The organism is Tistrella mobilis, from assembly GCF_041468085.1.
GTDB lineage: Bacteria > Pseudomonadota > Alphaproteobacteria > Tistrellales > Tistrellaceae > Tistrella > Tistrella mobilis_A.
The window spans coordinates 2,888,398-2,914,136 of record NZ_CP121017.1 but is presented as its reverse complement, the minus strand read 5'-3'; the positions used below and the strand labels follow the sequence as shown (position 1 = coordinate 2,914,136).

The 25,739-nt window shown below is 65.8% G+C and carries 18 protein-coding genes, 2 pseudogenes and 1 riboswitch; of the genes and pseudogenes, 14 read left to right on the top strand and 6 right to left on the bottom strand.

Annotation, left to right across the window (positions count from 1 at the left end):
- The first annotated feature begins 73 nt into the window (after nucleotides 1-73).
- The 5 genes from P7L68_RS18960 to cysS all read left to right on the top strand — a co-directional run bounded on the left by P7L68_RS18960 (nucleotide 74) and on the right by cysS (nucleotide 7,367).
- The gene (locus P7L68_RS18960; protein ID WP_372000711.1) at nucleotides 74-1,468 is read left to right on the top strand and encodes a class II 3-deoxy-7-phosphoheptulonate synthase; all 1,395 of its coding nucleotides are present in this window, start codon (nucleotides 74-76) and stop codon (nucleotides 1,466-1,468) included.
- A 152-nt stretch (nucleotides 1,469-1,620) separates the two neighbouring features.
- Nucleotides 1,621-2,751 carry a nicotinate phosphoribosyltransferase gene (locus tag P7L68_RS18955; RefSeq protein ID WP_372000709.1) on the top strand — a complete coding sequence of 377 codons (1,131 nt, stop codon included), beginning with the start codon at nucleotides 1,621-1,623 and terminating at the stop codon, nucleotides 2,749-2,751.
- Nucleotides 2,752-2,792: 41 nt separating this feature from the next.
- Nucleotides 2,793-4,457 (top strand): NAD+ synthase, encoded by a 1,665-nt coding sequence (locus P7L68_RS18950; RefSeq protein ID WP_372000707.1) that lies wholly within the window; start codon nucleotides 2,793-2,795, stop codon nucleotides 4,455-4,457.
- 81 nt (nucleotides 4,458-4,538) lie between these two features.
- On the top strand, nucleotides 4,539-5,894 hold the full coding sequence (gltX, locus tag P7L68_RS18945; protein ID WP_372000706.1) for a glutamate--tRNA ligase: 1,356 nt from the start codon (nucleotides 4,539-4,541) through the stop codon (nucleotides 5,892-5,894).
- A gap of 81 nt (nucleotides 5,895-5,975) precedes the next feature.
- Nucleotides 5,976-7,367, top strand: coding sequence for a cysteine--tRNA ligase (cysS, locus tag P7L68_RS18940; protein ID WP_372000704.1), 1,392 nt, complete (start codon nucleotides 5,976-5,978; stop codon nucleotides 7,365-7,367).
- Nucleotides 7,368-7,838: 471 nt separating this feature from the next.
- On the opposite strand, the gene P7L68_RS18935 is transcribed toward cysS, so the two are convergent.
- The 4 genes and pseudogenes from P7L68_RS18935 to P7L68_RS18920 all read right to left on the bottom strand — a co-directional run bounded on the left by P7L68_RS18935 (nucleotide 7,839) and on the right by P7L68_RS18920 (nucleotide 13,925).
- Nucleotides 7,839-10,037 (bottom strand): hemolysin, encoded by a 2,199-nt coding sequence (locus tag P7L68_RS18935; protein WP_372000702.1) that lies wholly within the window; start codon nucleotides 10,035-10,037, stop codon nucleotides 7,839-7,841.
- A 47-nt stretch (nucleotides 10,038-10,084) separates the two neighbouring features.
- Nucleotides 10,085-10,825, bottom strand: a pseudogene (locus P7L68_RS18930) (IS5 family transposase).
- Between the two features lie 587 nt (nucleotides 10,826-11,412).
- Nucleotides 11,413-12,471 (bottom strand): DUF1501 domain-containing protein, encoded by a 1,059-nt coding sequence (locus tag P7L68_RS18925; RefSeq protein WP_372000701.1) that lies wholly within the window; start codon nucleotides 12,469-12,471, stop codon nucleotides 11,413-11,415.
- Nucleotides 12,472-12,608: 137 nt separating this feature from the next.
- On the bottom strand, nucleotides 12,609-13,925 hold the full coding sequence (locus P7L68_RS18920; RefSeq protein ID WP_372000699.1) for a DUF1800 family protein: 1,317 nt from the start codon (nucleotides 13,923-13,925) through the stop codon (nucleotides 12,609-12,611).
- 183 nt (nucleotides 13,926-14,108) lie between these two features.
- On the opposite strand from P7L68_RS18920, the gene cimA reads away from it, so the two are divergent.
- The 9 genes and pseudogenes from cimA (at nucleotide 14,109) to rpsD (ending at nucleotide 24,202) form a co-directional block, all read left to right on the top strand.
- Entirely contained in the window at nucleotides 14,109-15,746 is a 1,638-nt protein-coding gene (cimA, locus tag P7L68_RS18915; RefSeq protein ID WP_372000698.1) for a citramalate synthase, read from the top strand.
- Nucleotides 15,747-15,799: 53 nt separating this feature from the next.
- Nucleotides 15,800-16,555 (top strand): annotated as a pseudogene (locus tag P7L68_RS18910) (RNA methyltransferase); the annotation flags it as partial.
- A gap of 183 nt (nucleotides 16,556-16,738) precedes the next feature.
- Nucleotides 16,739-17,368: a bifunctional nicotinamidase/pyrazinamidase gene (pncA, locus tag P7L68_RS18905; protein ID WP_372006883.1), complete on the top strand. Its 630-nt coding sequence runs from the start codon at nucleotides 16,739-16,741 to the stop codon at nucleotides 17,366-17,368.
- A gap of 112 nt (nucleotides 17,369-17,480) precedes the next feature.
- Nucleotides 17,481-17,690, top strand: a riboswitch (cobalamin riboswitch).
- Between the two features lie 95 nt (nucleotides 17,691-17,785).
- Nucleotides 17,786-18,604 (top strand): class I SAM-dependent methyltransferase, encoded by an 819-nt coding sequence (locus tag P7L68_RS18900; RefSeq protein ID WP_372000696.1) that lies wholly within the window; start codon nucleotides 17,786-17,788, stop codon nucleotides 18,602-18,604.
- Nucleotides 18,605-18,630: 26 nt separating this feature from the next.
- Nucleotides 18,631-20,790 carry a TonB-dependent receptor gene (locus P7L68_RS18895; protein WP_372000695.1) on the top strand — a complete coding sequence of 720 codons (2,160 nt, stop codon included), beginning with the start codon at nucleotides 18,631-18,633 and terminating at the stop codon, nucleotides 20,788-20,790.
- Nucleotides 20,790-21,731 carry an ABC transporter substrate-binding protein gene (locus tag P7L68_RS18890; protein WP_372000693.1) on the top strand — a complete coding sequence of 314 codons (942 nt, stop codon included), beginning with the start codon at nucleotides 20,790-20,792 and terminating at the stop codon, nucleotides 21,729-21,731. The genes P7L68_RS18895 and P7L68_RS18890 overlap by 1 nt, the downstream gene beginning before the upstream one ends.
- Nucleotides 21,728-22,723, top strand: coding sequence for a FecCD family ABC transporter permease (locus tag P7L68_RS18885; RefSeq protein ID WP_372000691.1), 996 nt, complete (start codon nucleotides 21,728-21,730; stop codon nucleotides 22,721-22,723). Before P7L68_RS18890 ends, P7L68_RS18885 begins: the two co-directional genes overlap by 4 nt.
- Nucleotides 22,720-23,511, top strand: a complete 792-nt coding sequence (locus tag P7L68_RS18880) for an ABC transporter ATP-binding protein (protein ID WP_372000689.1) — start codon at nucleotides 22,720-22,722, stop codon at nucleotides 23,509-23,511. Before P7L68_RS18885 ends, P7L68_RS18880 begins: the two co-directional genes overlap by 4 nt.
- Before the next feature lie 76 nt (nucleotides 23,512-23,587).
- On the top strand, nucleotides 23,588-24,202 hold the full coding sequence (rpsD, locus tag P7L68_RS18875) for a 30S ribosomal protein S4 (protein ID WP_014745802.1): 615 nt from the start codon (nucleotides 23,588-23,590) through the stop codon (nucleotides 24,200-24,202).
- 83 nt (nucleotides 24,203-24,285) lie between these two features.
- On the opposite strand, the gene P7L68_RS18870 is transcribed toward rpsD, so the two are convergent.
- Nucleotides 24,286-25,002 carry a sulfite exporter TauE/SafE family protein gene (locus P7L68_RS18870; RefSeq protein ID WP_372000687.1) on the bottom strand — a complete coding sequence of 239 codons (717 nt, stop codon included), beginning with the start codon at nucleotides 25,000-25,002 and terminating at the stop codon, nucleotides 24,286-24,288.
- Between the two features lie 28 nt (nucleotides 25,003-25,030).
- Complete coding sequence (locus tag P7L68_RS18865) at nucleotides 25,031-25,687, bottom strand: hypothetical protein (protein ID WP_372000685.1); 657 nt, start codon at nucleotides 25,685-25,687, stop codon at nucleotides 25,031-25,033.
- Nucleotides 25,688-25,739: the final 52 nt, after the last annotated feature.

Here is a 25,739-nt window from a genome sequence, read left to right as displayed (position 1 = left end):
GCCCAACGCACCACGTAAAGCCGTCCGACCAGATCGGCCCGCCGATCCCGACGCCCGCGAGGACCGAGACCCGATGCCTGCCACCTGGACCCCGCAAGCCTGGCGCGCGCTGCCCATCAAGCAGCAGCCGACCTACGACGACCCCGCGCATCTCGCGCGCGTCGAGGCCGAGCTTGCAGGCTATCCGCCGCTGGTCTTTGCTGGCGAGGCGCGGCGCCTGAAGGCGCATCTGGCGCGCGTCGCCGAAGGCAAGGCCTTCCTGCTCCAGGGCGGCGACTGCGCCGAGAGCTTTGCCGAATTCAGCCCCAACAACATCCGCGACACCTTCCGGGTGCTGCTGCAGATGGCGGTGGTGCTGACCTATGGCGCCGGCATGCCGGTGGTGAAGGTGGGCCGCATGGCCGGCCAGTTCGCCAAGCCGCGCTCCGAGGATTTCGAGAGCCGCGACGGCGTCTCGCTGCCCTCGTATCGCGGCGACATGGTCAACGGCATCGAGTTCGACGCCGCGGCCCGCAAGCCCGATCCCGACCGGCTGATCCGCGTCTACAACCAGTCGGCGGCGACGCTGAACCTGCTCCGGGCCTTCGCCCAGGGCGGCTTCGCCGATCTCAACCTGGTGCACAAGTGGAACCTGGCCTTCGTCGGCGGCTCTGAACAGGCCGAGCGCTACCGCGCGACGGCCGAGCGCATCTCGGATGCGCTCGACTTCATGGCCGCCTGCGGGGTGAATTCGGAAACCGCGCCGCAGCTGCGCCAGACCGATTTCTTCACCAGCCACGAGGCGTTGCTGCTTGGCTATGAACAGTCGCTGACCCGCGTCGACAGCACCTCGGGCGACTGGTACGCCTGTTCGGCCCATATGCTGTGGATCGGCGACCGGACCCGCCAGCTGGATGGCGCCCATGTCCAGTTCATGTCGGGCATTGCCAACCCGATCGGCGTCAAGGCCGGCCCGTCGATGGATCCGGACGAGCTGCTGCGCCTGATCGACGCGCTCAACCCCGCGAACGAGCCCGGCCGGCTGACCGTGATCGTGCGCATGGGGGCGGACAAGGTTGCCGACAAGCTGCCGGCCCTGGTCCGCAAGGTTGAAGGCGAGGGCCGCAAGGTGGTCTGGTCCTGCGACCCGATGCATGGCAACACCATGAAGACCGAGACCGGCTACAAGACCCGCTCGGTCGATCGGGTGCTGGCCGAGGTGCGGAATTTCTTCGCCGTCCATCAGGCGGAAGGCAGCCATGCCGGCGGCGTGCATTTCGAGATGACCGGCCAGGACGTGACCGAATGCGTCGGCGGCCTGCGTGCCATCGACCAGTACGGTCTGGCCGACCGCTACCACACCCATTGTGATCCGCGGCTGAATGCGGAGCAGAGCCTGGAACTCGCCTTCCAGATCGCCGATGCACTCCGCCGCGAACGCCTGGGGCTGCCCCAGGCCCCGGCCGCGGCGGCGGGTGCCGCGCGGTGACATCCGTGTCCGCGACCCCCAAGGGTCGGATCGATGCGGCGGCCCCGGAGACCGGAGCCGCCGCCATTCCTTCCGCCGATGCGTCTCCGTCCGCCGAAGCGTCATCTGCGGATGCCCCGTCTGCCGGTGCCACGGAACTGCCGAGGCTGCGCATGTCTGCCACCAACGACTTCGTCGCCGCCTATACCGACGTCTACTTCAAGCGGACGCGCCGGATCGTCGAGCGGTTCGGCGACCGCAGCGTGACCTATGCCGTGTTCATGCGCCGCCCGGTGCTGGCGACGCTGAAGCTCGCCATCGACTGGATCGAGGCGATGGCCCGGCTGCGCGGGGTGGAGATCGTGATCGACCCCTGCCACGAGGAAGGCTCGTGGGTGGGGGCGGGCGAGCCGCTGATGTACATCACCGGTCCGATGTCGGCATTGGTGGAGCTGGAGACCGTCTATCTCCAGCGTCTGGGCGCTCCCTGCGTGGCGGCCTACAACGCCTGGAGCATGGCGGTCGCCCTGCCGCGCGCCGCCTTCCTCGCCATGGATGCCCGCCATTGCGCCGGCGCCGAGATGGCCGAGATGATGGCCTATGCGGCGAGCGTCGGCTCTGCGGCGGCCCAGGCGGAAGGGGCTGTGGGCTTCATCGGCAATGCCACCGATGCGACCGCGGTGCATTTCGGCAATGCCCACGGTTTCGGCACCATGCCCCATGCGCTGATCGGCTATGCCGGCTCTACGCTCCGGGCCGCGGAGATGTTCGTCGACACCTTCCCGGGGGATGCGCTTACGGTTCTCGTCGACTATTACGGCGCCGAGATCACCGACGCGCTGGCCGTCTGCCGCCGCTTCCCCGAGATGGCGGCGGCCGGCAAGCTGTCGGTGCGGCTCGACACCCATGGCGGCCGCTTCCTGGAAGGGCTGGACCCGGCGCTGTCCTATGCGGCGCTGGAGCGTAACCGCCCCGACGCGATCCGCCGCTATCGCAGCGAGACCGAGTTGAAATGGCTGCTGGGGCCGGGCGTTTCGGCGGCGGCGATCTTCCAGATGCGGAACGCGCTGGACGATGCCGGGTTCGACAAGGTGCGCATCGTCGCCTCCAGCGGCTTCGGGCCGGAGAAGTGCCGGGTGATGGGCAGCGTCGAAGCCCCGATCGACGTGGTCGGCACCGGCTCTTTCCTGCCCGAGAAGTGGAGCGAGACCTACGCGACCGCCGACATCGTCTCGTATGACGGGCGCGAGAGCGTGAAGGTCGGGCGCGAATTCCTGCTGCCGTCGCGGCGGCCCCGCCGCTGACGGCCCTCCGTGCCGTGCTTTCCGACAGGATCCGGACCGATATGACCCAGCTTCTGACCCTGGCCCTGGCCCAGATCAACCCCATCGTCGGCGATGTCGAGGGCAATGCCCGGCGGCTGCTGGAGGCACGGCAACAGGCGGCGGAGCAGGGGGCCGACCTCTGCATTACCGGCGAGCTGTCGCTGATCGGCTACCCGCCCGAGGATCTGGTCCGCAAGCCGGCGCTGATGCGTGCGGTGGCATCCTCGCTCGACATGCTGGCGGCTGCCACCGCCGATGGCGGGCCGGCACTGATCGTGGGCGCGCCTCTGGCCGAGGGCGGCAAGCTTTACAATGCCGCCTATGTCCTGGATGGCGGCCATGTCGCCGGCGTGGTGCGCAAGCACGCCCTGCCCAATTACGGTGTGTTCGACGAGCTCAGGGTGTTCGATCTGGCCCCCCCGGCGGGGCCGGTGGTGATCCGCGGCTGGCGGGTCGGGCTGATGATCTGCGAGGATATGTGGCGGCCGGATTCTGCCGAATGTCTGGCTGAAAGCGGCGCCGAATTCCTGCTGGTGATCAATGGCAGCCCCTATGAGGTTGACAAGCGCGACCAGCGCCTGGCCCATGCGGTGGCGCGTGTCCACGATACCGGCCTGCCGCTCGTCTATGTCAATCTGGTCGGTGGCCAGGATGAACTGGTCTTCGACGGCGCCTCTTTCGTGCTCAACCGCGACGGGGCGTTGAAGGTTCAGGCCCCGGCCTGGATCACCGGCACCACGCCTGCCCATATCCGCCGGACCGAGGCGGGCGAGGTGGTGGCCGAGGCGGGGCCGCTCTCGCCCGAGCCCGAGGTGCTGGAGGCGATCTATTCGGCCATGACGCTGGGCCTGGCCGATTACGTGAACAAGAACGGCTTTCCGGGCGTCGTGCTGGGGCTTTCCGGCGGCATCGACAGCGCGCTGTCGCTGGCGGTGGCCGTGGATGCGCTGGGGCCCGATCGGGTGCGGGCGGTGATGATGCCGTCGCGCTATACCAGCCGCGACAGTCTGGATGATGCGGCCCTCTGTGCCGACCTCTGCGGCGTCCGGCTCGACGAGATCCCGATCGAGCCGGCCGTACAGGCTTTCTCGACCATGCTGGCCCCGGTCTTCGGCAATCGCGCGCCGGATGTGACGGAAGAAAACATCCAGTCGCGCATCCGCGGCGTGATCCTGATGGCCATGAGCAACAAGTTCGGCGACATGGTGCTCACCACCGGCAACAAGTCCGAGATGTCGGTCGGCTATGCCACGCTCTATGGCGACATGTGCGGCGGCTATTCGGTCCTGAAGGACGTCTACAAGATGACGGTCTTCGAACTGTCGCGCTGGCGCAACGCCCAGAAGCCGGAAGGGGCCCTTGGCCCCGACGGGCCGGTGATGCCCGAACGGGTGATTTCCAAGCCGCCATCCGCGGAACTGCGCGAGGACCAGAAGGACGAGGACAGCCTGCCGCCTTATGAGCGGCTGGACGCGATCCTGGAAGGGCTGGTGGAAAAGGAACTGCCGCATCGGGTTCTGGTCGAGCAGGGCCACGACCGCGACGAGGTCGACCGTATCGCCCGCCTGCTCTATGTGGCGGAATACAAGCGTCGCCAATCGCCTCCGGGTGTGAAGATCACCGGCCGCGCCTTCGGTCGCGACCGGCGTTATCCGATCACCAACCGCTTCCGCGACCGGGCCTGAGGCCCGGTCGCTGCCCGTCGGAGCCGCGGCTGCGGACCGGCGCGGCCTTCTTTGCCCTGGTTCCACCGAGTATCGGCTCATATGACCGTCAAGACCCGCTTCGCGCCGTCTCCGACCGGACGCCTCCATGTCGGCAATGCCCGCACCGCGCTGGTGAACTGGCTCTATGCCCGCGCCCATGGCGGGGTCATGCAACTCCGGATCGATGACACCGACCGCGAACGCAGCCGCGAGGAATATGTCGACGGTGTGCTGGCCGATCTCGACTGGCTGGGCATTCCGGCCGATGAGCGCTTCCGCCAGACCGAACGCGCCGATCGTCACGCCGCCGCCTTCGAACGACTGGTCGCCTGCGGCCGGCTCTATCCCTGTTACGAGACGCCGGAAGAGCTGTCGGCGCGCCGCGCCGCGCAGCTGGCCGCCGGCCGTCCGCCGGTCTATGACCGTGCGGCCCTGGCCCTGTCCGATGCCGATCGTGCGGCACTGGAGGCCGGAGGCCGCCGGCCGCACTGGCGCTTCCGGCTGGATGATCGCGAGACATCCTGGGACGATCTGGTCCGTGGCCGGATCGACGTCCATGCCGGATCGCTGTCGGATCCGGTGCTGATCCGCGCCGACGGCGCACCGACCTATACGCTCGCAACCGTGGTCGACGATGTCGAGACCGGCGTCACCCATGTGATCCGCGGCGAGGACCACATCACCAACACGGCGGCGCAGATCCAGCTGTTCCATGCGCTGGGTGCCGCGGAACCGCATTTCGGCCATCTGGCCTGGCTGCTGGATGCCGGCGGCGCCGGGCTTTCCAAGCGCGTCGGCTCGCTTGCGGTGGCTGAACTGCGCGAGGACGGCATGGAGCCGCTGGCGGTGGCGGCCTTCCTTGCCCGGCTCGGCACCTCGGATGCAATCGAGCCGGTCGCGGGGCTGGACGAGTTGGTGGCGAGCTTCGACATCAGCCGCTTCGGCCGGGCGGCTGCCCGTTTCGACCCCGCCGATCTGGTCCAGCTGAATGCCCGGCAGATCCGGCGTCTGGATGCCGGGGGCGTGCGCACGCGGCTTGTCGGGCTGGGCGTGCCCGATGATCTGGTGGCCCCGTTCTGGGATGCCGTGTCGGGCAATATCGAGCGGATCGCCGAGGCGGGCCGCTGGTGGCAGGTCGTGGCCGGGCCGGTGACGCCGGTGATCGAGGCCGACGAGACGTCGCAGGCGGTGCTTGCCGCGGCCCGCGACACCTTGCCGCCGGAGCCCTGGGACGAGATGACCTGGAGCGCCTGGACCCGCGGGATTCAGGCCCTGACCGGGGTGAAGGGGCGGGGGCTTTTCAGGCCGTTGCGCCTGGCGCTGACCGCGGCCGAGCATGGACCGGAGCTGAAAAAGCTGCTACCGATGATCGGCGCCGCGCGCGCCGCAGCCCGGCTTTCGGGTCGGGACGCCTGACGCCCGCGGCCATCTGATTCAACCGGCCGGCGCCTCCGCCGTTCGCCCGTCTTTGATCGCCTGCCCCGAGGACGAGCCATCATGGCGCTTTCCGTCTACAACACCCGCACCCGTGCCAAGGAAGCCTTCGAGCCGATCGATCCGGACCATATCCGGATGTATGTCTGCGGCCCCACGGTCTATGACCGCGCACATATCGGCAATGCGCGGCCGGTGGTGGTGTTCGACACCCTTTATCGCCTGCTGAAGGCGAGCTATCCGCGCGTCACCTATGTCCGCAACATCACCGATGTCGACGACAAGATCATCGTGCGGGCGAAGGAGAGCGGCGAGCCGATCGAGACCCTGACCGCCCGCACCGCGCTGATGTTCCACGAGGACATGGCCGAGCTGAACGCACTGCCGCCGTCGATCGAGCCGCGCGCGACCGAGCACATCCCGCAGATGATCGACATGATCCGCCGGCTGATGGCCAAGGATCATGCCTACGAGGCCGAGGGCCATGTGCTGTTCAGCGTGCCGTCGATGCCCGATTACGGCGGGCTGTCGCGCCGCGACCGGGAAGAGATGGTGGCGGGGGCCCGGGTCGAGGTCGCACCCTACAAGCGCGATGCCGCCGATTTCGTGCTCTGGAAGCCCAGCGCCGACGATCAGCCGGGCTGGGCCAGCCCCTGGGGGCGTGGCCGTCCGGGCTGGCATATCGAATGCTCGGCCATGGCCGAGGCCCATCTGGGTGAGACCTTCGACATTCATGGCGGCGGCCAGGACCTGATCTTCCCGCACCACGAAAACGAGATCGCCCAGAGCCAGTGCGCCCATGACGGCGCGCTGTTCGTGCGCTACTGGATGCATAACGGCTTCATCAATGTCGATGGCGAGAAGATGTCGAAATCCCTCGGCAACTTCTTCACTGTCCGCGATCTGCTGGGCCATGTTCCGGGCGAGGCGGTGCGTCTGCTGATGCTCCAGACCCACTACCGCCGGCCGCTGGACTGGACGCAGGAGGGCATGGAGCGGGCGAAGCAGACGCTCGACCGCTTCTACAACACCCTGCGGCTGATGGACGAGATCGAGCCCGACGGCAATTGCGCGGACTATCCCGCCGCCATCCGCGCAGCCCTTGAGGACGACCTCAACACCCCGCTTGCGCTGATGCATCTGCACGAACTGGTGGGCGAGGCCAATCGCACCACCGATCGCGCGGCGCGGGCCTGCCTGAAGGCGCAGATCCTGGGGGCGGGTCATGCCCTTGGCCTGCTGCGCCTCGACCCCGAAGCCTGGTTCCGTGGCGGCCCGGCTTCAGGCGGCGAGACCGGCCCGGATGAAGCCGAGATCGAGCACCTGATCAACGAGCGCCTGGCTGCCCGCCGCAACCGGGATTTTGCCGCCGCCGACCGGATCCGCGACGATCTGAAGGCACGCGGCGTGGTGCTGGAGGACGGGCCGGACGGCACGCGCTGGAAGCGCGGCTGATCATCAGCAGGCTGTTGCAAAGAACGTTTGCGCGCGCCGCTTCCTCTTCTCGTCGCAAGGGTCGTGTTATGAAAGATATGCAAGAGCCTTCTCTACGGCCTTTGACGATCCGGTGATGGATGTTGGTTCAGTCGGATCTTTAGGCTGTCCGTCCCGAATGCGGTGTCGGCGCCACGGGTAGTCCAGCTCCGCTGTGACACCCGGGGAACGCAGGGGCACTTCGAGAATGTCTGTCAGTTCATGCGCGACAACTGGCTCTCGAACCAGATCCTTCGAACATGATGACCAGATCATTCGGGCAATCATGGCTTCTGAGGGTTGCATTGCTATACGTGATATAGCGCTCAGCCGGGCTCTTATCCGGAACATGGCACTCAGAGCACGGAATGGCGACGCCTCAAGGGCGTCGCCATTCGATCGACTCTCTCCGGTTTTGACTGCCGTGCTCACTTTTGAGGCGGCGGTGCGATCTCAGAGGACGAAATCGGCGGCTGTCAGAGCGTGATTTCCATTGAGAAGGATGGTCATGTCTGAGATCCGGTCGCCATCGGTATCGGCGTAGACGATGGTACCCTCAGCCGTGATGGCATATCGGACCTGTCCGGCGGTGCCGGAATAGGCAGCGGTTCCGATGAAGGTGAAGGTTTGATTGCCGGAAAGCGTGACGTTGGCATCGACGGGAGAGAGGTCGATGCGATCACCTTGAGTGTGGCTGAAGTCGAGGATGGTGTCGCGGCCGCTGAGGGTTTTGGTGCTTTCCGTGATCGAGCTGTAGACGAAGCGGTCAGCGCCGGCGCCGCCAAGGAGCAGATCGGCTCCGCGTCCACCGACGATGACGTCTTTGCCATTGCGGCCGTCGAGAATATCGTTGCCGTCACGGCCGCGCAGGGTGTCGTTTCCGTCGAATCCCCGCAGGGCGTCTGAGGACAGGCTGCCCTGGAGGACGTCGTCGAAGGCGCTGCCATTGACGCCTTCGACAGAGATGAGCTGATCGCCTTGGGCATGCCCGCCAGTTCCGGTTCCGTATGCCAGATCGACCTGGACGGCGGCATTGCTGTCGGAATATGTCGCAATGTCAGATCCGGTGCGGCCGTCGAGGACATCGGCGCCGCCGCGTCCGCGCAGGATGTCGTTGCCATCGAAACCGCGCAACGTGTCATCGTCGGCGCCGCCTTCGAGGGTATCGTCGTGCATGCTGCCATTGACGATCTCGATCGAAATCAGCCGATCGCCCTCTGCTTCACCGCCGAAACCCTGCCCCAGGGCGAGATCGATGTGAACGCCGGTGGTCGAGGTGGAATAGGTTGCAACATCGATGCCGTCGCGACCATCAAGGATGTCGGCACCACCGCGACCGCGCAGGGTGTCGTCTCCGGCGAAGCCGATGAAGTGATTGGCGCCGCCATCTCCCTCTAGAGTGTCGTTGAAGGCACTGCCATTGACGTTTTCGATGGAGATCAGCCGGTCGCCTTCTGCGTCACCGCCAGACCCGAGGCCGATACCGAGGTCGATCCGGACAGCTTCCGCGCTGTCGGAATAGGTCGCGATGTCGGTGCCCCCGCGGCCATCGAGGAGATCGGCGCCGCCGCGTCCGCGCAGAATGTCATCTCCGGCGAAGCCGATAAAGGTTTCTGGAGAGGATGTCCCGCTTATCTGGTCGGAATACTGGCTACCGTTCACTTGTTCAATGGCTATATAGGTATTACCTGTGCCGCCGCTGGCGGTCATGTCAACGACGACACCGGATGTCCAGAGGGAATGGGAAACGATATCCTTACCATTTCCCCCATTCAGGATGATCCCAGAGCCTGTCGGACGTAGAATATCATCGCCGTCCTCACCGTAAATTGCCGAGATGTGGTTGTTCGTTGTATTTCCGCCACGAAGCACATCACTATGAGCCGAACCGCGAATGATCTCGAACCCGCTGACATGATCGCCCTCGGCATCGCCTCCGAGCATGATGTCCAGTTCCAGATCAATGGCGACTGCGGTAGCGCTGCCAGAATAGCTGAGCGTATCAATACCTTCTCCGCCATCGAGGATGTCGGCGCCGCCACGTCCTTCTATGACGTCGTCACCACTCAGGCCATTCAGCGTGTTGTTGCCCTCGTCACCATACATTAGATCTTTACGAATCGTGCCATCGGCATTTTCGATTGAAATAAATCGGGAGGTATCCGTCATATCCAGAAGATAGGTATCATTTCCTTGGAAAACTCCAGCATTGGCTATGGTATCGTTGCCATCTCCACCATCATATAGAAGCTGACCAAACCCAAGAAGATAGTCATCTCCACCCATTCCCCGAACGATCTGGACTTCTTCATCTGCACGAAGCCAGTCGTTGAATTGACTCAGTTCAATTTCCTCGATGCCTTCCACTCCATCAAAATCCATGTCAGAAGTATCAAGCCGATTGTACTGGTCAATATCGACGCCAGATGTTGAGTATATGAAAGATAATTTATCGTGTCCCGTTCCTCCCATCACGTAAAGTCCAGGAACAATTACATATATATTGTCATCCCCGGATGCTCCGTGGAGTTCAGCATAGGATTCATTCAAATAGGTGATGACGTCATCGCCTTCAAGTCCATGCATAAAGGTTGTGTCAGAATCGGATGTCAATATGTCGTTATTTGGTGTACCGATAATTGACTGGGTCATTTTGCTGTGTCCATGTTGAGGGGGCTAGGCGCTAGGCTCAATCACACTCAAAAGGCGATGATGGCCGCAAGAGCCACTGCCGACAGGAAATTGGCCGTGAGCTTATCGTAGCGGGTCGCGCCACACGCCTGAAGTCCTTGAGACGGCAAAACGCGTTCTCGACGAGATGGCGATTGCGATAACGCTTCCGGTCATACGCCACCTTCCGTTTTCGGTTGGTCCGCCCCGGGATCACCGGAACGGTACCGCCGTCCCACAAAGACGCGCGGAGCCTGCCGCCTTGTCCGCGATGAGGTAACGAGTTTTCGGAATCCTGGACAGCAACAGATCCGCTCCTGTCATGTCGGGCACATTTCCAGGTGTGAGCACGAGCGTATGATGTCGCCCAAGAGTATCCGTCAGGAGGTGGACTTTGGTTGTCTGCCCGCCGCGCGATTTGCCGATCGCCTGAGATTTCGCCCCCTTTCCCCCATGTGCTGGCCGATGGGCTTTCATATAGGTGGAGTCGATCGACATTGACTTCGTCACGGCTCCGGATGCTGCCAAAGCCTCTACCAGCCCCGTCCAGAAACGACGCCCGGACCACCGGTGGAAGCGGTTGTAGATGGTTGTCGACGGGACCCGTATTCCTCAGGGCAGTCGCACCATCGACCCACGGTCCGCAGCACGTGGATGATCCCCGAAATCACCCGCCGGTCACCCACACGCCGGGCACCCGGCTGGTTCTTGGGCAGGTGCGGCTCAAGCTGAGCCCACTGTTCATCCGACAACCAGAAAAGCTGAGACATCGTGTTCCTCGTGATTACAGACCACTGGAATCACAGGACGATCTCATTATCAAGAGGTTGGTTGGGTTTTGACACTAGTACTACAGTTGCATTTTATATCTTTTCACCCAATGCGAAATGATCGCAGCCGCTTGATGTGACTGCCGCTACCGAAACCATGCCGAGATGCTTCTGGCATGGTGTTGCGTCGTCAACAGGAGTCTCGCGACGAGCCGCCTGATTTCAGCCGTAGAAATTGAAGCCGATCAGTCCCGACATCATGCGGCGGGCGGTTTCGGACTCGTTTTGTCCCGTTTACCGGGATCGTCCGGCTCGAGATGATGGTGGTGCCAGGCCGCACGGCGATGATCGGCTTACCGGTAACCGGGGCAGACCGGGCAGAACCACAGCATTCGGGACCATGGCGGGCGTGAACACCTTGATCGGTGGTGAGACTGTTTCGGCAGTCCAATCATATGCAAACTCAGAGGCTTAACCTTGCCCCGCTGCCCCAGCTTCAGCCATGCTGAATTATCCGCGCGGCCGAGTTCCTCTGACAGGACTCTTTCGTATCGGTTTATCCACTCGCTCGGCCCTTCTGAGGGGGCCTATGCCTTGACGAGATCACCCAACGGACTCACGTCTGGTGTTTCCGGAAAGACAGTTCGCTCTACTGCGCTGTGAGAGACTTTCAGATGGTCTATCAGGATTCCTTTAAATACGGCTCTCATGTCTAGAGTTGGCCTCAGATCGCGTCCTTCGTACAAAGAGGTTTGGGCTAATCCTGGCCAATCGGAAATAACTCGGCCTCCATTTACTGCTCCGCCACAGAGCATTACAGCACCGGCCGTGCCATGATCGGTCCCATTGCTCCCATTGGGACGAGCAGTGCGTCCAAATTCGCTGGCCACGAGGATTACTGTTCGTGCCCACCGCTCTTCCCCAAGAGTAGTTCTAATGAGGGCAAGGCCCTCCGCCAGCTTTGACAACGCGGCTTGCGACCGACCTTTAATAGTCCCTTGTGCGGTGTGCGTGTCCCAGCCGTCTACAGACAAAACAGCAATCCGCGGGCCATTCTCTTCAAGCAGAAACCGCGCAGCCATCGCAAAAAATTCTATTTTTGCCTTTCCTGCACCCATTGCCCGCTCAATGCTGTCCGCGGATTGTCTCATTGCATCCGCAAATGGCGCCAAGCGCGGATTTAGGTCATAGAGGGAAGCGAGCCTTTCCACGACGTCCGATGGGGGAACACTGCTGTTACCAGGCGACCAGTTCATGACACGCTTCGCGCCCGCCAGTACGAGTGGGATCCCCCCGTCAATGGCTACGGCTGGTGGCGCGCCGTCCCGTGCATGGAGAGCGCGCCCCAGCCAACCGGAGTCCGTCCGGCTCTGGTCAGCAAAGCCGTTTTCCAGGATGGCCTGCCCATCGAAATGAGAGCGACTTCGATAAGGGGTCGCCACAGCGTGAATGAATAGCAACTCTGAGCTGCTGTACCACGGCCGGATTACGCTGAGCGCGGGATTGAAGCCGAAGATTTCATTTTTCATTACCTCCACCTCGCCTTTGTTAAAAGCAAGGGCGCCGCGCAGCCCGGCGTAATCGGGATCACCAATCGGCGGCAGTGTTGCAATGCCGTCCGCTGCACCCCGGAGATTGACAAACACGAAGTATCTGTCGTCGGCGTTATTCGCGCCTGCTCGCGAGGGTGTCAGGAGTGAGAGACAACCGGTGCCTCCAAGCAGCAGAGCTGAGGCAAGGATAAATCGACGACGTGAGCACTCCGCCATAGCAGCATCCTCATTCAACGTAGGTTAAATTGGGGCATTGCGGCAATGAGAGCCAGTCCATCCTGAGATGACGGGGCGCCGAATATAATCATCCGCTCCGCCTCTCCAATGAAATCTCCGTATGCTTTAAGAATAGATCGTGGATCGGGTAGATCGTCTTTATCTTCTGACAGGCGTCGCGCCCAGGAGCTTCTGGCAATGATTGTTTCGGGTGTCAACCAAGCACTCAATTCATCAGGCCAGCCCTTTGGAGATGGAGCTGCATAACCCATTTGTCCCATAGCTGTAGCGGCATTGCGGATACGTGCTGGTGCATCGTCTCCGGTCAATGAAATCAGGCGAGCAAATGCGATACCCCAATCTTCCGGTGGCAACGCTTTCTGTGCCGGAGCTTTCCAGGCATCCTCGAACTCAATTAATCCCAACGCCAGTTCGCGCAGGTCCCCATCGGTTCTCAGGAAGCGGTCCTTCAATGCCTTCACCAAATCATCCGGGGGTGAATCGGCTATGAAATGTCGGGAAAACCTCCAGGCGACATGAGCGGCTGTAGCTGGTGACGATGCAAGATAGTCAAGAAGATCATCAAGTTCTTTGGCACCGTTCTCCTTGATCACCTTGCCCATAATCTTTTTATCACCTGGTTCATGATAGGCGGGGTCAAAAAACACCCGGACGGCCGCCTCTCCCGGGCGGGTTTCGGCACGCCACCCGGAAAGTATTTTTGCAACTTCCCGAACGTCTCGTTGGGTATATCCACCATTGACCCCCAGGGTATGCAGCTCTAGAAGCTCCCGAGCATAATTCTCGTTCAAGCCAGCATTCCTTCGACGACCGACTTCTGATCGGGGTCCAACGGATGTCAGATTATCAAGATACCATATCATAGCGGGATGTCGGGCGGTTGCACCAAGCATATCCCTGAAGCGTCCCAGTACATGGGGGCGGATTGCATCGGCCTCGTACCAGTCCGCGAGCCCAAGGATCATGAGCTTCGATACCGAGATGTTGAAATGGTCAAACCAGTACCGTGACAATCTTTCCGCAAAAGGGGTGGATGTTGATATACCTCGTGCAATACGCGAATCGCGCGCACGGTTTATAAACGCTTCCCGCTTGCGCGAGATCACCTTTGCGTCACCATCGCCTTTTTTAGGAAAAAGGATGTTCAGACGTTCCTGTAAAGATGGAATATGATATGATGATATTCCATCATTTGTCGCAATTTGCTGTGCCACCCAACCTCGAGGATCCCTTCCCATCTCGTGGATCATACCGGGTGTCACCCCCAGCCCGAAGCGGGTAGCGGCAACGACCTGCCCTTCCATCAGCATACCGATGCCCCCATGGGAACCTGCCTGACAATTTCAAGGCTAGCAGGAATTGCGAAGCGGTTGCGATGACGAATCGATGGCATCGCCCTGTGTCGGCGAAGCATTCTTATTTCCGTTTCGCATCGGCCGGTTCCGGGTGCTAAACATGTCCCGGAACAGCCGATCGACGGAGAATACGATCCCATGTCCGGTGAGCGCATCTATCTCTACGACAGCACGCTGCGCGATGGCGCGCAGACCCGTGGCGTTGATTTCACCGCGGCCGACAAGGCCGCGATTGCGCGTGAACTGGACCGGCTGGGCATCGACTATATTGAAGGCGGCTGGCCCGGGGCCAACCAGACCGACGATGCCTTCTTCGGCGATCTGCCGCGGATGCAGCGGGCGCGGATCTCGGCCTTCGGTATGACCCGGCGGTCGGGGCGTTCGGCCGAGAACGATCCCGGGTTGTCTGCCGTGCTGAATGCGCCGGTCCAGGCGGTCTGCCTTGTGGGCAAGAGCTGGGATTTTCAGGCGACCGTGGCGCTGGGGGTCGATCTCGACGAAAACCTGCGCATGGTGTCGGACAGCATCGCCCATGCCGCCCGGGTCAAGGCCGAGGCGATGTTCGATGCCGAGCATTTCTTCGACGGCTACAAGGCCAATCCCGACTATGCGCTTTCCTGCATCAAGGCGGCGTATCAGGCCGGCGCCCGCTGGGTGGTGCTCTGCGACACCAATGGCGGCACGCTGCCGCACGAGATTGAGGAGATCGTCTCCCATGTGGCGACGATCGTGCCCGGCGACCGGCTGGGCATCCATTGCCATGACGACACCGGCAATGCGGTCGCCAACAGTCTGGCGGCGGTCCGCGCCGGGGTGCGCCAGATCCAGGGCACGCTGAACGGCCTGGGGGAGCGCTGCGGCAATGCCAATCTGGTGACCCTGCTGCCGACCCTGATGCTGAAGATGGGGTATGTGACCGGCGTGGACGAGGCCGGGCTTGCCCATCTGACCAGTGTCAGCCGCGCCTTCGACGAGCGGATGAACCGTGCCCCCAACATCCACGCGCCCTATGTCGGTGCCGCCGCCTTCGCCCATAAGGGCGGGCTGCATGCGAGCGCGGTGCTGAAGGATCCGCGCGCTTACGAGCATATCCGCCCGGAGCAGGTCGGCAATCAGCGCCATGTCCTGGTCTCGGACCAGGCCGGCCGGGCCAATCTGCTGGCGCGGCTCGCCGAGATCGGCATCGAGGTCGACCCGTCGGATCCGCGCCTGCCGACCCTGCTGGAGCAGGTGAAGGCCAACGAGCATATGGGCTATGCCTATGACGGCGCCGAGGCGAGCCTGGAACTGCTGGCCCGCCGCGCCCTGGGCGAGGTGCCGGAATATTTCCGCCTGCTGTCCTTCCGGGTGATCGACGAGCGCCGCTACAACGCTCGCGGCGAGCTGGTGACCCTGTCGGAAGCGACGATCAAGATCTCGGTCGGCGGTGTGCCGGTGATGGCGGTGGCAGAAGGCAACGGCCCGGTCAATGCGCTCGATACCGCCCTGCGGCGGGCGATCGCCCAGACCTATCAACCGGTGCGCGACATGCGGCTGGTGGACTATAAGGTCCGGATCATGTCGGCCCCTGACGGCACCGGCACCGATGCGGTGACCCGGGTGGTGATCGAAAGCGCCGATACCGCCGGCGACCACTGGTCGACCGTCGGCGTCTCGGCTAACGTCGTCAATGCCTCTTACGAGGCGCTGGCCGACGGCATCACCTGGCGGCTCTATCGGGCCGGCGTGTCGGTGCAGGCGGCGGCAGAGGTCGCGGCGGCCAACAGCGTCGCCTGAGGGCACGTCGTCCGGCGGCCGCTTCCCTTCGCAGCAACAAGATATATGAGCGCATGACCGACCAGTCCGAGCAGCGGCCGCCCAAGGCGGCTGCCACCCGTGGCATTGAAGGTGCCGTCGGCAGCCAGGCCGCCATCATCCTGGTGAACACCCAGATCGCCGACAATATCGGCTCGGCTGCACGGTCGATGCTGAATTTCGGCCTGACCGATCTGCGCCTGGTGGCTCCGCGCTGCGACTGGCCGAGCGAGCGGGCGCGGGTTCTGGCCTCTGGCGCCGATGCGGTGCTCGACAACGCCCGGGTCTATGCGACGGTGGCGGATGCGGTCGCCGATCTGGATTTCGTGGTGGCTTCCACCGCGCGACCGCGCGACATGGTGAAACCGGTGGCGACGCCCGCGGCGGCGGCCGCCCGCATGCGCGGCCATGTCGAGGCCGGTGGCCTGGTCGGCATCCTGTTCGGGCCCGAGCGCACCGGGCTTGAGAATGACGATGTGGCGCTGGCCGATCTGATCCTGACCGTGCCGCTCAACCCGGCTTTCGCCTCGCTCAACCTGGCTCAGGCGGTGGCGCTGGTCTCTTATGAATGGTTCACCGCGCGCGACGAGACTGTGCCGGTGCAGCTCGACCTCGGCCGCTATGGCCGGGCGAGCAAGAAGGAGATCGACGCCTTTCTGGAGCATCTGGGCCAGGCGCTGGACTGGTCGGGGGTGGTGCGGAACCCGCAGATGCGGCCGACCATGCTCCGCAATCTGCAGGCCATGTTCCTGCGCGCCGACCTGACCGGGCAGGAGGTGCGTTCGCTGCGCGGCTTCCTGCACGGGCTGATGATCCGCGGCGCGCGCGACGAGGAACTGGCGGCCTTCCCCTCCTATCGCCGCCGCCGGGAAGCGCTGGACGTGGCCGATGCCTCCGCGGCCGTGCCCGGTGCCCGCCGGTCTTCCCGTCGCGGTCGTCATGCCGAAGCCGAGGCGCGTGCCGAGGCCCTGCGTCTGCGCCCGGGTGCCGGCGATGCGCTGATCGTGACCGACCCCCAGTATGATTTCATGCCCGGTGGCGCGCTGGCGGTGGCCGGCGGCGACGAGATCGTGCCGGTGATCAACCGGATCGGGCGGCTGTTCACCGAGGTGGTGCTGACCCAGGACTGGCACCCGGCCGGCCATGCCTCTTTCGCTTCCAGCCATGCCGGCAAGGCGCCGTTCCAGACCGTGGAGCTTGCCTATGGCACCCAGGTGCTGTGGCCCGACCATTGCGTGCAGGGTACCCGTGGTGCCGGGCTGCATGACGACCTGGACCTGCCCCATGCCCGGCTGATCATCCGCAAGGGTGACGATGCCGCGGTCGACAGCTATTCGGCCTTCCTCGCCGCCGACCGGCGCAGTGCCACCGGGCTTGACGGCTATCTGCGGTCGCGCAGCGTCAAGCGGGTCTTCGTCTGCGGGCTCGCCACCGATTTCTGCGTGGCCTGGACGGCGCTCGATGCCAGGGCCGCCGGTTTCGAGGTGGTGCTGGTGGAAGATGCCTGTCGTGCCATCGACACGGACGGCTCGCTGGCGCGCGCACGCGCCGAAATGACGACGGCGGGCGTGCGCTTCGCATCGGCCGACGATCTCTTCATCTGATCCTCACCCCCGCAGCGCTGCTGCCGGGGGTGTTGCACTGCGATAAAATAATATGTTATATCATAACAAATAATCAGGAGGACGGGGTGCTTGACCTGTCATGGGTCGCTCCACTACCGTCATCCGCGACGGTTCCCTTCGGGGATCAAAAGGGAACGGGGTGCAGGCGATGATCCGCCTCATGCCCCGGCTGCCCCCGCAACTGTAGACGGCGAGCCGGCCGTCAGCGATGCCACTGGTTGCCCCGTATGGGGCGCCGGGAAGGCGACGGACCGGCGATGACCCGTAAGCCAGGAGACCTGCCGTCATTCGTGGTCACGCGCGTGCCCATCGGTCGGGGTGTATCGATGGCGATCCGGGAGGCTCCGTCCGCCCGGGTCCGGCCTGCGGTGACGTGCCACGCAGGTGAGGCCCCGAATGTCCACCCTGTCCGAGGCGGCAGCGCCATCGGCTGCTACAGGCTCTCCGCCGGTGCCGCTGCCGGCCCCCTGGGCCGATCCCGATGCCGCCTTCTTCGCCGACCAGCTCGCCCGGTCGGACTATGCCCGCAATCTGGGCGATACGCTTCGTGCGCTTTACGGCGGCCGGCCGCGCAGCCTGATCGATATCGGCGCCGGCTCGGGACTGCTCGGCCAGGCCGTGATCGCCCGCGGCGGGCGCTGGTGCGCGATCGAGCCCAATGCCCATATGCGCGGCCGGCTGGCCGGGCTTGCCGAGGCGCGGCCCGACCTGTCGATCGAGATCCGCGACGCCGTCTGGCAGGAGCTTGCGCCATCCGATCCGGCGGTGCCGGCCGATCTGGTCCTCTGCGCCAATATTCCGGGGCCGATCGGCCAGGCCCGTGCGCTGCATGCCCGGACCCGGCCGCTCGGCCGGATGCTCGCCTGGATCGTACCGGCCCAGGCGGGGCCGCGCAGTTGGTGCCTGTCGGGTTTTCTGCCGGCGCATCTGCATGGCGAGGACATCACCCCGGGCGACCGGCTGGCGCTCGACGAATTGGGAGGCGACCTCGCGCCCGACACGGTCCATCTGGTGCCCTGGACCTTCCGGGCAGTCTTCCCCGACCGGGCTGCCGCCCGTGCCCATATGCTCGACCATCTGGGCCGCCGTGGCCATGCGGTCGACAATCTGGAAGCGCGGCTCGATCGCCATCTCGATCTGGCCCTCGTCGAGGGCGGCGACGGTGTGATTGCCGAGGCGCCGAAGCTCTCCGCCGTCTTCCTCTGGCACGATTGACATCATAAAAAACGGATCGTCAGCCCATGCGCATCCCCTCCCTGCGCCGGCCCGCCCTTGGCGTGCTGGCCGTGACCTGCTCCGTTGCCCTTCTTCCCGATCTGGCCTTCCCCAAGGGCGCACGTGCCGAAGACGCCACCGAACTCGACCGGATGCTGATCACCGCCCAGGGCCGCGATGAGCCTCGCGCCCGTGCCGCCGGTACCGTGCAGGTGATCGACACCGCCACCCTCCGGCGGTCGTCGGCCCGGTCGGTCACCGACCTGCTGGCCGAGAATGCGGTTGGCTTTTTCAGCGACTGGAGCCCGGGTCAGACCTCGTTCAACATCCGCGGCGGCGCGACCGACGGCCAGGGCCGCGACTGGCGCAGCCAGGTGACGGTGCTGATGAATGGCCGCCGTGCCGGCACCGCCAATCTTTCCAAGCTCTCGCCCGATGACCTCGACCGGATCGAGATCATCCGCGGCCCGGCTTCGGTGATCTATGGCGCCCAGGCGATCGGCGGCGTGATCAACCTCGTCACCCGCAGCGGTGCCACCGAGGATGCGGGCAGCGAGATCACCGCGCGTGCCGGATCTTTCGGTCTGGCCCGCGGCCATGCCGCCAATGCCGGCGGCATGGCCGGATTCGATCACTATATCGGCATCGGCGGCGGTGTCTCCGACGACTACCATACCCCCGAGGGGCAGCTCGCCAACACCGCCTGGAAACGCGGTGGCGGGCTGGCGGCGCTCGGCTTCGAGAACGAGGATGTCGGGCGCATCGACCTGACGCTCCGCACCGACGGTGTCTATGATGCCGGCTTCCGCGGGTCGCAATGGGATGTGGACAACACCGATGACCGGCGCAACGCCTCGCTCGATCTCGCCTGGGACACCGAATTCGGCGGCGGGCTGGGGCTTGCGGCCCAGGCCTATGCCGTGCGCGATGTCGACAGCTTCCATTGGGGATCGGAACGGCAGCGCAGCGGCGCCCCCGGCTTCTCGGTCGACGACAACCGCCGCCAGCTCGACGTGCTGGGGCTGAAGCTGGCGCCGCGGCTGGCGGTGGATGACGATACCGATCTTCTGTTCGGCATCGATGCTGAAACCGCGAAACTGCGCAGCGACCGCTTCCGCCAGTCGGTTTCGGGCGGGACCACCTCGCAGGTGCCGCCCTACGACATCAACCAGGACACCGAGGATTTCGGTGTCTATGGCGAGGGCGTGCACCGGGCCTTCGACGATGCGCTGACCCTGCGCGGCGGCGCCCGCTGGACCTATGGCCGGGTGTCGACCAGGGCCACGCCCAACCAGCCGCTGCTGGTGGCGCGCACCGAAAGCTGGGACGACGTCACCTGGAGTGTCGGTGCCGCCTGGGCGGCCTGGCCGACGGTGACCCTCAGGGCCGGTGTCGCCACCGGCTTCCGCGCGCCGACCGGTACCGAGCTTGCCGCGGATTTCACCGCCGTCGGCGGCGGCCGCACCTTCGGCAATCCGGATCTGGACCCCGAGCGCAGCCTGCAATACGAAATCGGTGCCGCCCATGCCGACGGTCCGCTGTTCCTGGATCTGGCATTGTTCCAGAACACCATCACCGACCGCATCACCACCGTCACCACCGGGCCGAATGAGCAGACCTACGCCAATTCGGCCGGTGACGCAGTGATCCGCGGGCTGGAGCTCCAGGCGGCCTATGACATCGCCCGCCGCCTGGGCTGGGACGGCTGGACCCTGGTGGCGCGCGGCTCCGGCGTGTGGAATTTCGAGATGCGCGACAAGGGCGCCGATGCGGCGCTGACCGGTCCCTATACCGATAAGCTTCAGCGCATGCACGAAACCCAGGCGGCGCTCGGCATCACCACCGGCCAGCCGGGGGTGTGGAGCCTGACCACCACGGCGGTCTTCCGCGGCCCGCTCTACTACGATACCGAAGAGAGCCTGGTGGCGGGGGCCGAGCCCGACAGCCGCTATGTTCATCGCAAGGGATCGAGCTGGCTGATGAACCTGCGCGGCGACTGGTTCGTGACCGAGACCCTCACGCTGTTCGCCGGCGTCGACAACCTGTTCGACGTCAACGACCACCCGCTGTTCATCGCCACCGACACCGTGCCGTCTCTGGGGGACCCGGTTTCGTCCAATGGCGGCGGCACCGGCAACAGCCAGGCGGGGCGGGCGGCCTATATCGGCCTGACCTATCGCTTCTGATGGGACGGCTGCCCGGCCTGCTGCTGCTGGTTCTGGCCTGCATCGCCGCCATGCCGGCGGCGGCGGAAGAGGGCTGGCCGCGGCGGGTGACCGATGCGCTGGGGCGCGAGGTGACGATCCCGGCGCCGCCGCGCCGGATCGTCGCGATCTTCTCCAGCAATGTCGAAATGCTGGCCGCGATCGGTGCGGGCCCCGACATCGTGGCGATCGAGGCCTGGACCCGCTGGCCGCCCGACCTTGTGGCCCGCACCGCCCGGGTCGGCGGCCGGCTCGGCTTCTCGGTAGAGGCGATCGCACGGCTCGGCGCCGATCTGGTGGTGATGACCCCGGCGCGGCAGGCGGCGGCGGCGCTGGTCGATCCGCTCGGCCGGATCGGCATTCCGGCCCTGGTGCTGACCCATGACCGTCTGGAGGACATTCTGGCCAATATCCGCCGGCTGGGGCGCGCCACCGGGCGTGAGGCGGCGGCCGAGGCCGTCGCCTCCGGCATGGGCGCGCGGATCGATGCGCTGCGCATCTGCCTGGCCGGTCGGGCGCCCGTGCCCGTTTATATGGAGACCGGCAGCGACGAACGCGGCGCCGCCTTCACCATCCGCGATGCCACCTATACCGGCGACATCCTGCGCGCGGCCGGCGGGATCAGCGTCTTCGCGGGCCGCGACCGGCTGGGGCGGGTATCGGGAGAGGCAGTCTGGCGGGCTGACCCGGAAAGGATCCTGATCGCCGGTTCCGCCGATCGGGTGCCCGCCCTGATGCGGCGCCCGGGCTGGGAGGGGATCCGTGCCGTGCAGGCCGGCCGGGTCGATGCGGTTTCCCGCGCGCTGCTGCTGATTCCCGGACCACGGGTGGTGGAGGGGGCGGAGATGCTGGCCCGCCTGCTCCACCCCGATGCCGTTGCCGAAGACGGCACCTGTCATACAGCTGCGGAGGGCGGCAAATGACGACGCGGACGGCCTTCGGCGCCCTGATTGCCCTGCTGCTGGCCGCGATCCTGGCGGGGCTCTGGCTTGGAACCGAGCCGGCGCGGCTTGCCGATCTGGCGGCGCTGGCCCGGGGTGAGGACGACCCCTTCACGCGGCTGCTGCTGGCCTGGCGGCTGCCGCGGGTACTGGCGGCGGTGGCGGTCGGCGCCTGTCTGGGGCTGGCGGGGGCGATCTTCCAGGGCGTGTTCCGCAACCCGCTGGCGGAGCCCTGGCTGCTGGGCACCGCCCCGGGCGCGGCCGTCGGTGCCGCGATCGCCCTTCTGGTGCCCCTGCCGGTCGCACCCGGTCTGGCGCTGCCGGTGCTGGCCGTCGCCGGTGCCTGGGGTGCCACCTGGGTGGTGATCGCGGCGGCGCGTGTCGCCGGCATCGCCGATGTTACCGGTGTGCTGCTGGCGGGGGTCGCGGTGGCGGCCGCACTCGGCGCCGTGCGCGGCTTGATGCTGCTGGCGCTTTCCGACGACACGGTCAACCTGCAGGTGGTGATGAGCTGGACCATGGGCGGCATCCATACGCCCGACATGGCCGGGCTCGGCCTGCTCTGGCTGGCGACGCTGGGCGCGCTCTTGCTCGCCCTGATACTGGCCCCCGGCCTCGACCGGCTGGGGCTGGGCGACGAGGCGGCGGGCGCCATGGGCCTGAATGTCCGCCGCTTCACCGAACTCGCCGTGCTGGCCGGGGCCGCGATCACCGCGATCGCGGTGGGTTGGGGCGGCCTCGTCGGGTTCGTGGGGCTGATGGTGCCGCATCTGGCCCGGCGGCTGGTCGGCCCGGCCCATCATCTGCTGCTGCCGGCCTCCGCCCTTGCCGGCGGGGCGCTGGTTGCGATCTTCGACGGTCTTGCCCGATCCCTGCTGCCGCCGGCCGATCTGCCGCTGGGTCTGTTGACGGCGCTGGCCGGGGCGCCGGTCTTTCTGCTGCTGCTCGGCCGGGCGCGGGGAGGGGTGCGATGACCGCGGCGGGCCTGGCCCTCGACCAAGTGACGCTCCGTCTGGGCGGGCGGGTGGTGCTGGATGATCTGTCGCTCGATGTCCGGCCCGGGGAGCTGCTGGCCCTGGTCGGCCCGAACGGCTCCGGCAAGACCACGGCGCTGCGCATGTTGACCGGCGCGCTCATGCCCGATGTCGGGCGGGCCCTGATCGACGGCCGATCGGTCGCCGGGCTTGGCCGGCGGGCGGTGGCAGGGCGGATCGCCCATCTGCCGCAAGGCTTTCGCAGCCACTGGAACCTGACGGTGCGTGATCTGGTCCGGCTGGGGGCGGCCCGCGGGGCAGGGTGGTGGCAGGCGGGCCGGCCGGCGGCGCCTGATCCGGCCCTCGACCTCGGCGACCTGCTGGATCGGCGGCTGGACGATCTGTCGGGCGGCGAGCGGGCGCGGGCGGCGGTGGCCTGGGCGCTGGCCGCGCCGGCCGGTGCCCTGCTTGCCGACGAGCCGGCGGCGGCGCTGGATATCGGCCACGCGCTGTCGCTGATGCAGCTGTTCGAAAGCTTGCGTGGATCGATGACGGTGGTTGTGGTGTTGCATGATCTGGGCCTGGCCCTCGCCCATGCCGACCGGGTGGCGGTGCTGGCGAAGGGGCGGCTGCTGGCTCTGGACCCGCCCGCCGCCGTGCTGCGAAACGGGGCGATCGAAGCGGCCTTCGGCATCCGGCCGGTTCCGGCGCCGATCACCCCGGGCGCCTGGCCGGTCGCCGTCAGGGCCCGGCCCGAACCCCGCGGAAATCCGGGCGATTCCCTTTGACAACCGCGGGAAGCGCCTGTATTCAGTCCCGATCCTCTACTGCGGTCTACCCCGTTACCGAACGGTTCGCTCTCAAATGACCAAGCGTATCCAGGCCAAGCACAAGATCAGCCGGCGGCTCGGCGTGAATCTCTGGGGCACGGCCAAGAGCCCGGTGAATGCACGTTCGTATGGCCCCGGCCAGCACGGTCAGCGTCGCCGCAAGCCTTCCGACTACGGTCTGCAGCTCGCTGCCAAGCAGCAGCTGAAGGGTTACTACGGCAACCTGACCGAGAAGCAGTTCCGTCGCGTCGTCGACGAGGCCACCCGTCGCAAGGGTGAGTCGACCGAGAACCTCATCGGTCTGCTCGAAAGCCGCCTCGACGCCGTCGTCTATCGTGCGAACTTCGTTGCGACGGTCTTCGCCGCGCGTCAGTTCATCAATCATGGCCATGTCGCGGTCAACGGCCGCCGCGTGACCATCCCCTCCTACCGCCTGAAGCCGGGTGACGTCGTGAGCGTCCGCGAGAAGTCGCGTCAGCTCACCTTCGTGCTCGAAGCCACCCAGCGCCGCGAGCGCGAGGTGCCGGAGTACATCGACGTCGATTTCGACAAGCTGACCGCGACCTATAATCGCATGCCGCAGCTGGCCGAAGTCCCCTATCCGGTCCAGATGGATCCGAAGCAGATCATCGAGTACTACTCGCGCTGATCCTGTCGGGTCCGGAGAGCCTTCGGGATCTCGGGCACCAGATACAAAACACCCCGCCGGGCGACCGGCGGGGTGTTTTGCTTTTACGGCAGGCAGAGGACTGCGGCACCGACCGAGGGGATAAGGGCGGAGAGCAGGCCCAGCGTCGCGATGGCAAGGCCCGCGGCCATGCGCAGGCCGGGACGTGCTGCCAAGCGGCGCAGACCCGCGAAACCAAGAGCGGTGGCGGCGACGGCCGGCACGGTGCCGAGGCCGAAACCGGCCATGACCGACAGCCCGCCTTCGGGGCTGCCGGTCATCATGGCGTAGAACAGCGCGCCATAGACCATGCCGCAGGGCACGCAACCCCAGGCGAGCCCCGAGACGAAGGCCCCGCCGGGCCCCGCCGCGATGCCGCCGCCGATGCCCGCCGGGCGCAGCACCCGGGCGATGCCGGCGGTGAGCGGCATGGCGAGCCGATCGAGCCGGGCAAGGGACGGCACCAGCCCCGCAACCGACAGCCCCACCCAGACCAGGGTGGCGGCGCCGATCAGCCGGGCGATTTCATAGCCCCCGGCGCGGTCCAGCCCGGCATAGACCGAGGTGCCGATCGCCCCCACCACCAGGCCGGCAGTGGCATAGGCCAGCACCCGCCCGGCATGGGCGGCGGCCAGCGCCTTGATCCGTCCGCGTGTGCCGCCTTCGCCGTCGAACGAGAACATCAGACCGGCGGCGATGCTGCCGCACATGCCGGCACAATGCAGGCTGCCGGCGAAGCCCATCAGGGCGCCGCCGGCAAAGGTGAGTTCGGACACTGCCATGGCCCCGTTCTCCGCGCGGGCAGCGGGATCAGTGCTGGGTGTCGCCGGCCGCGGGCACCTCGGGCTCGTCGCTGCCGTCGACGGCGACCAGCATCATGGTGGCGATCATCACCGGCACGGCGATCAGTGCGGCATAAAGCGCCACACCCATGCCCAGCAGCACGCAGCCGATGATCAGCGCCAGCAGAAGATTGGCGAGCAGCAGCGGCAGGCCGCGCTCCGAGACCATGCCCTTCAGGAAGCTGATCCCGCGGGCCTTGGCGCGCTGGCCCAGCCGGCCCGCCACGGCAAGATCCGGCAGGGTGGGCAGGGGGGCGGGCTGAACACCGGTGCTGGCAGCCCGGGCATGGGCCGCGCGTGCCAGTGCGGCCGGCAGGCCGATGATCAGCCAGACCAGGCTGGTGATGAACAGGCCGGGCAGGGCAATCGCGATGCCGCCGATCCGGCCGGCGGTGTACATGGCGCGGCCGGCGACCGCGAAGGCGCTGATGCCGCCGCGGCCGGCGATCATGATGATCCGCGGCAGCAGCGACACGATCAGGGCGCCCAGCCCCGCAACGACGGCCACTTCGGCCCCGGCGACCATGCCGCCGATCGCCGCGGCGGCGATGATGGCAACGATCAGGGGCCATACGGCCGGCCGGCCACCCGATACGCCGCCGGCAGGAGAGGTCGTCATGGACATGGCAGAAACTCCGGAAGATGTCGGACGTCGATCGGTTCGACGATCAAGGGGA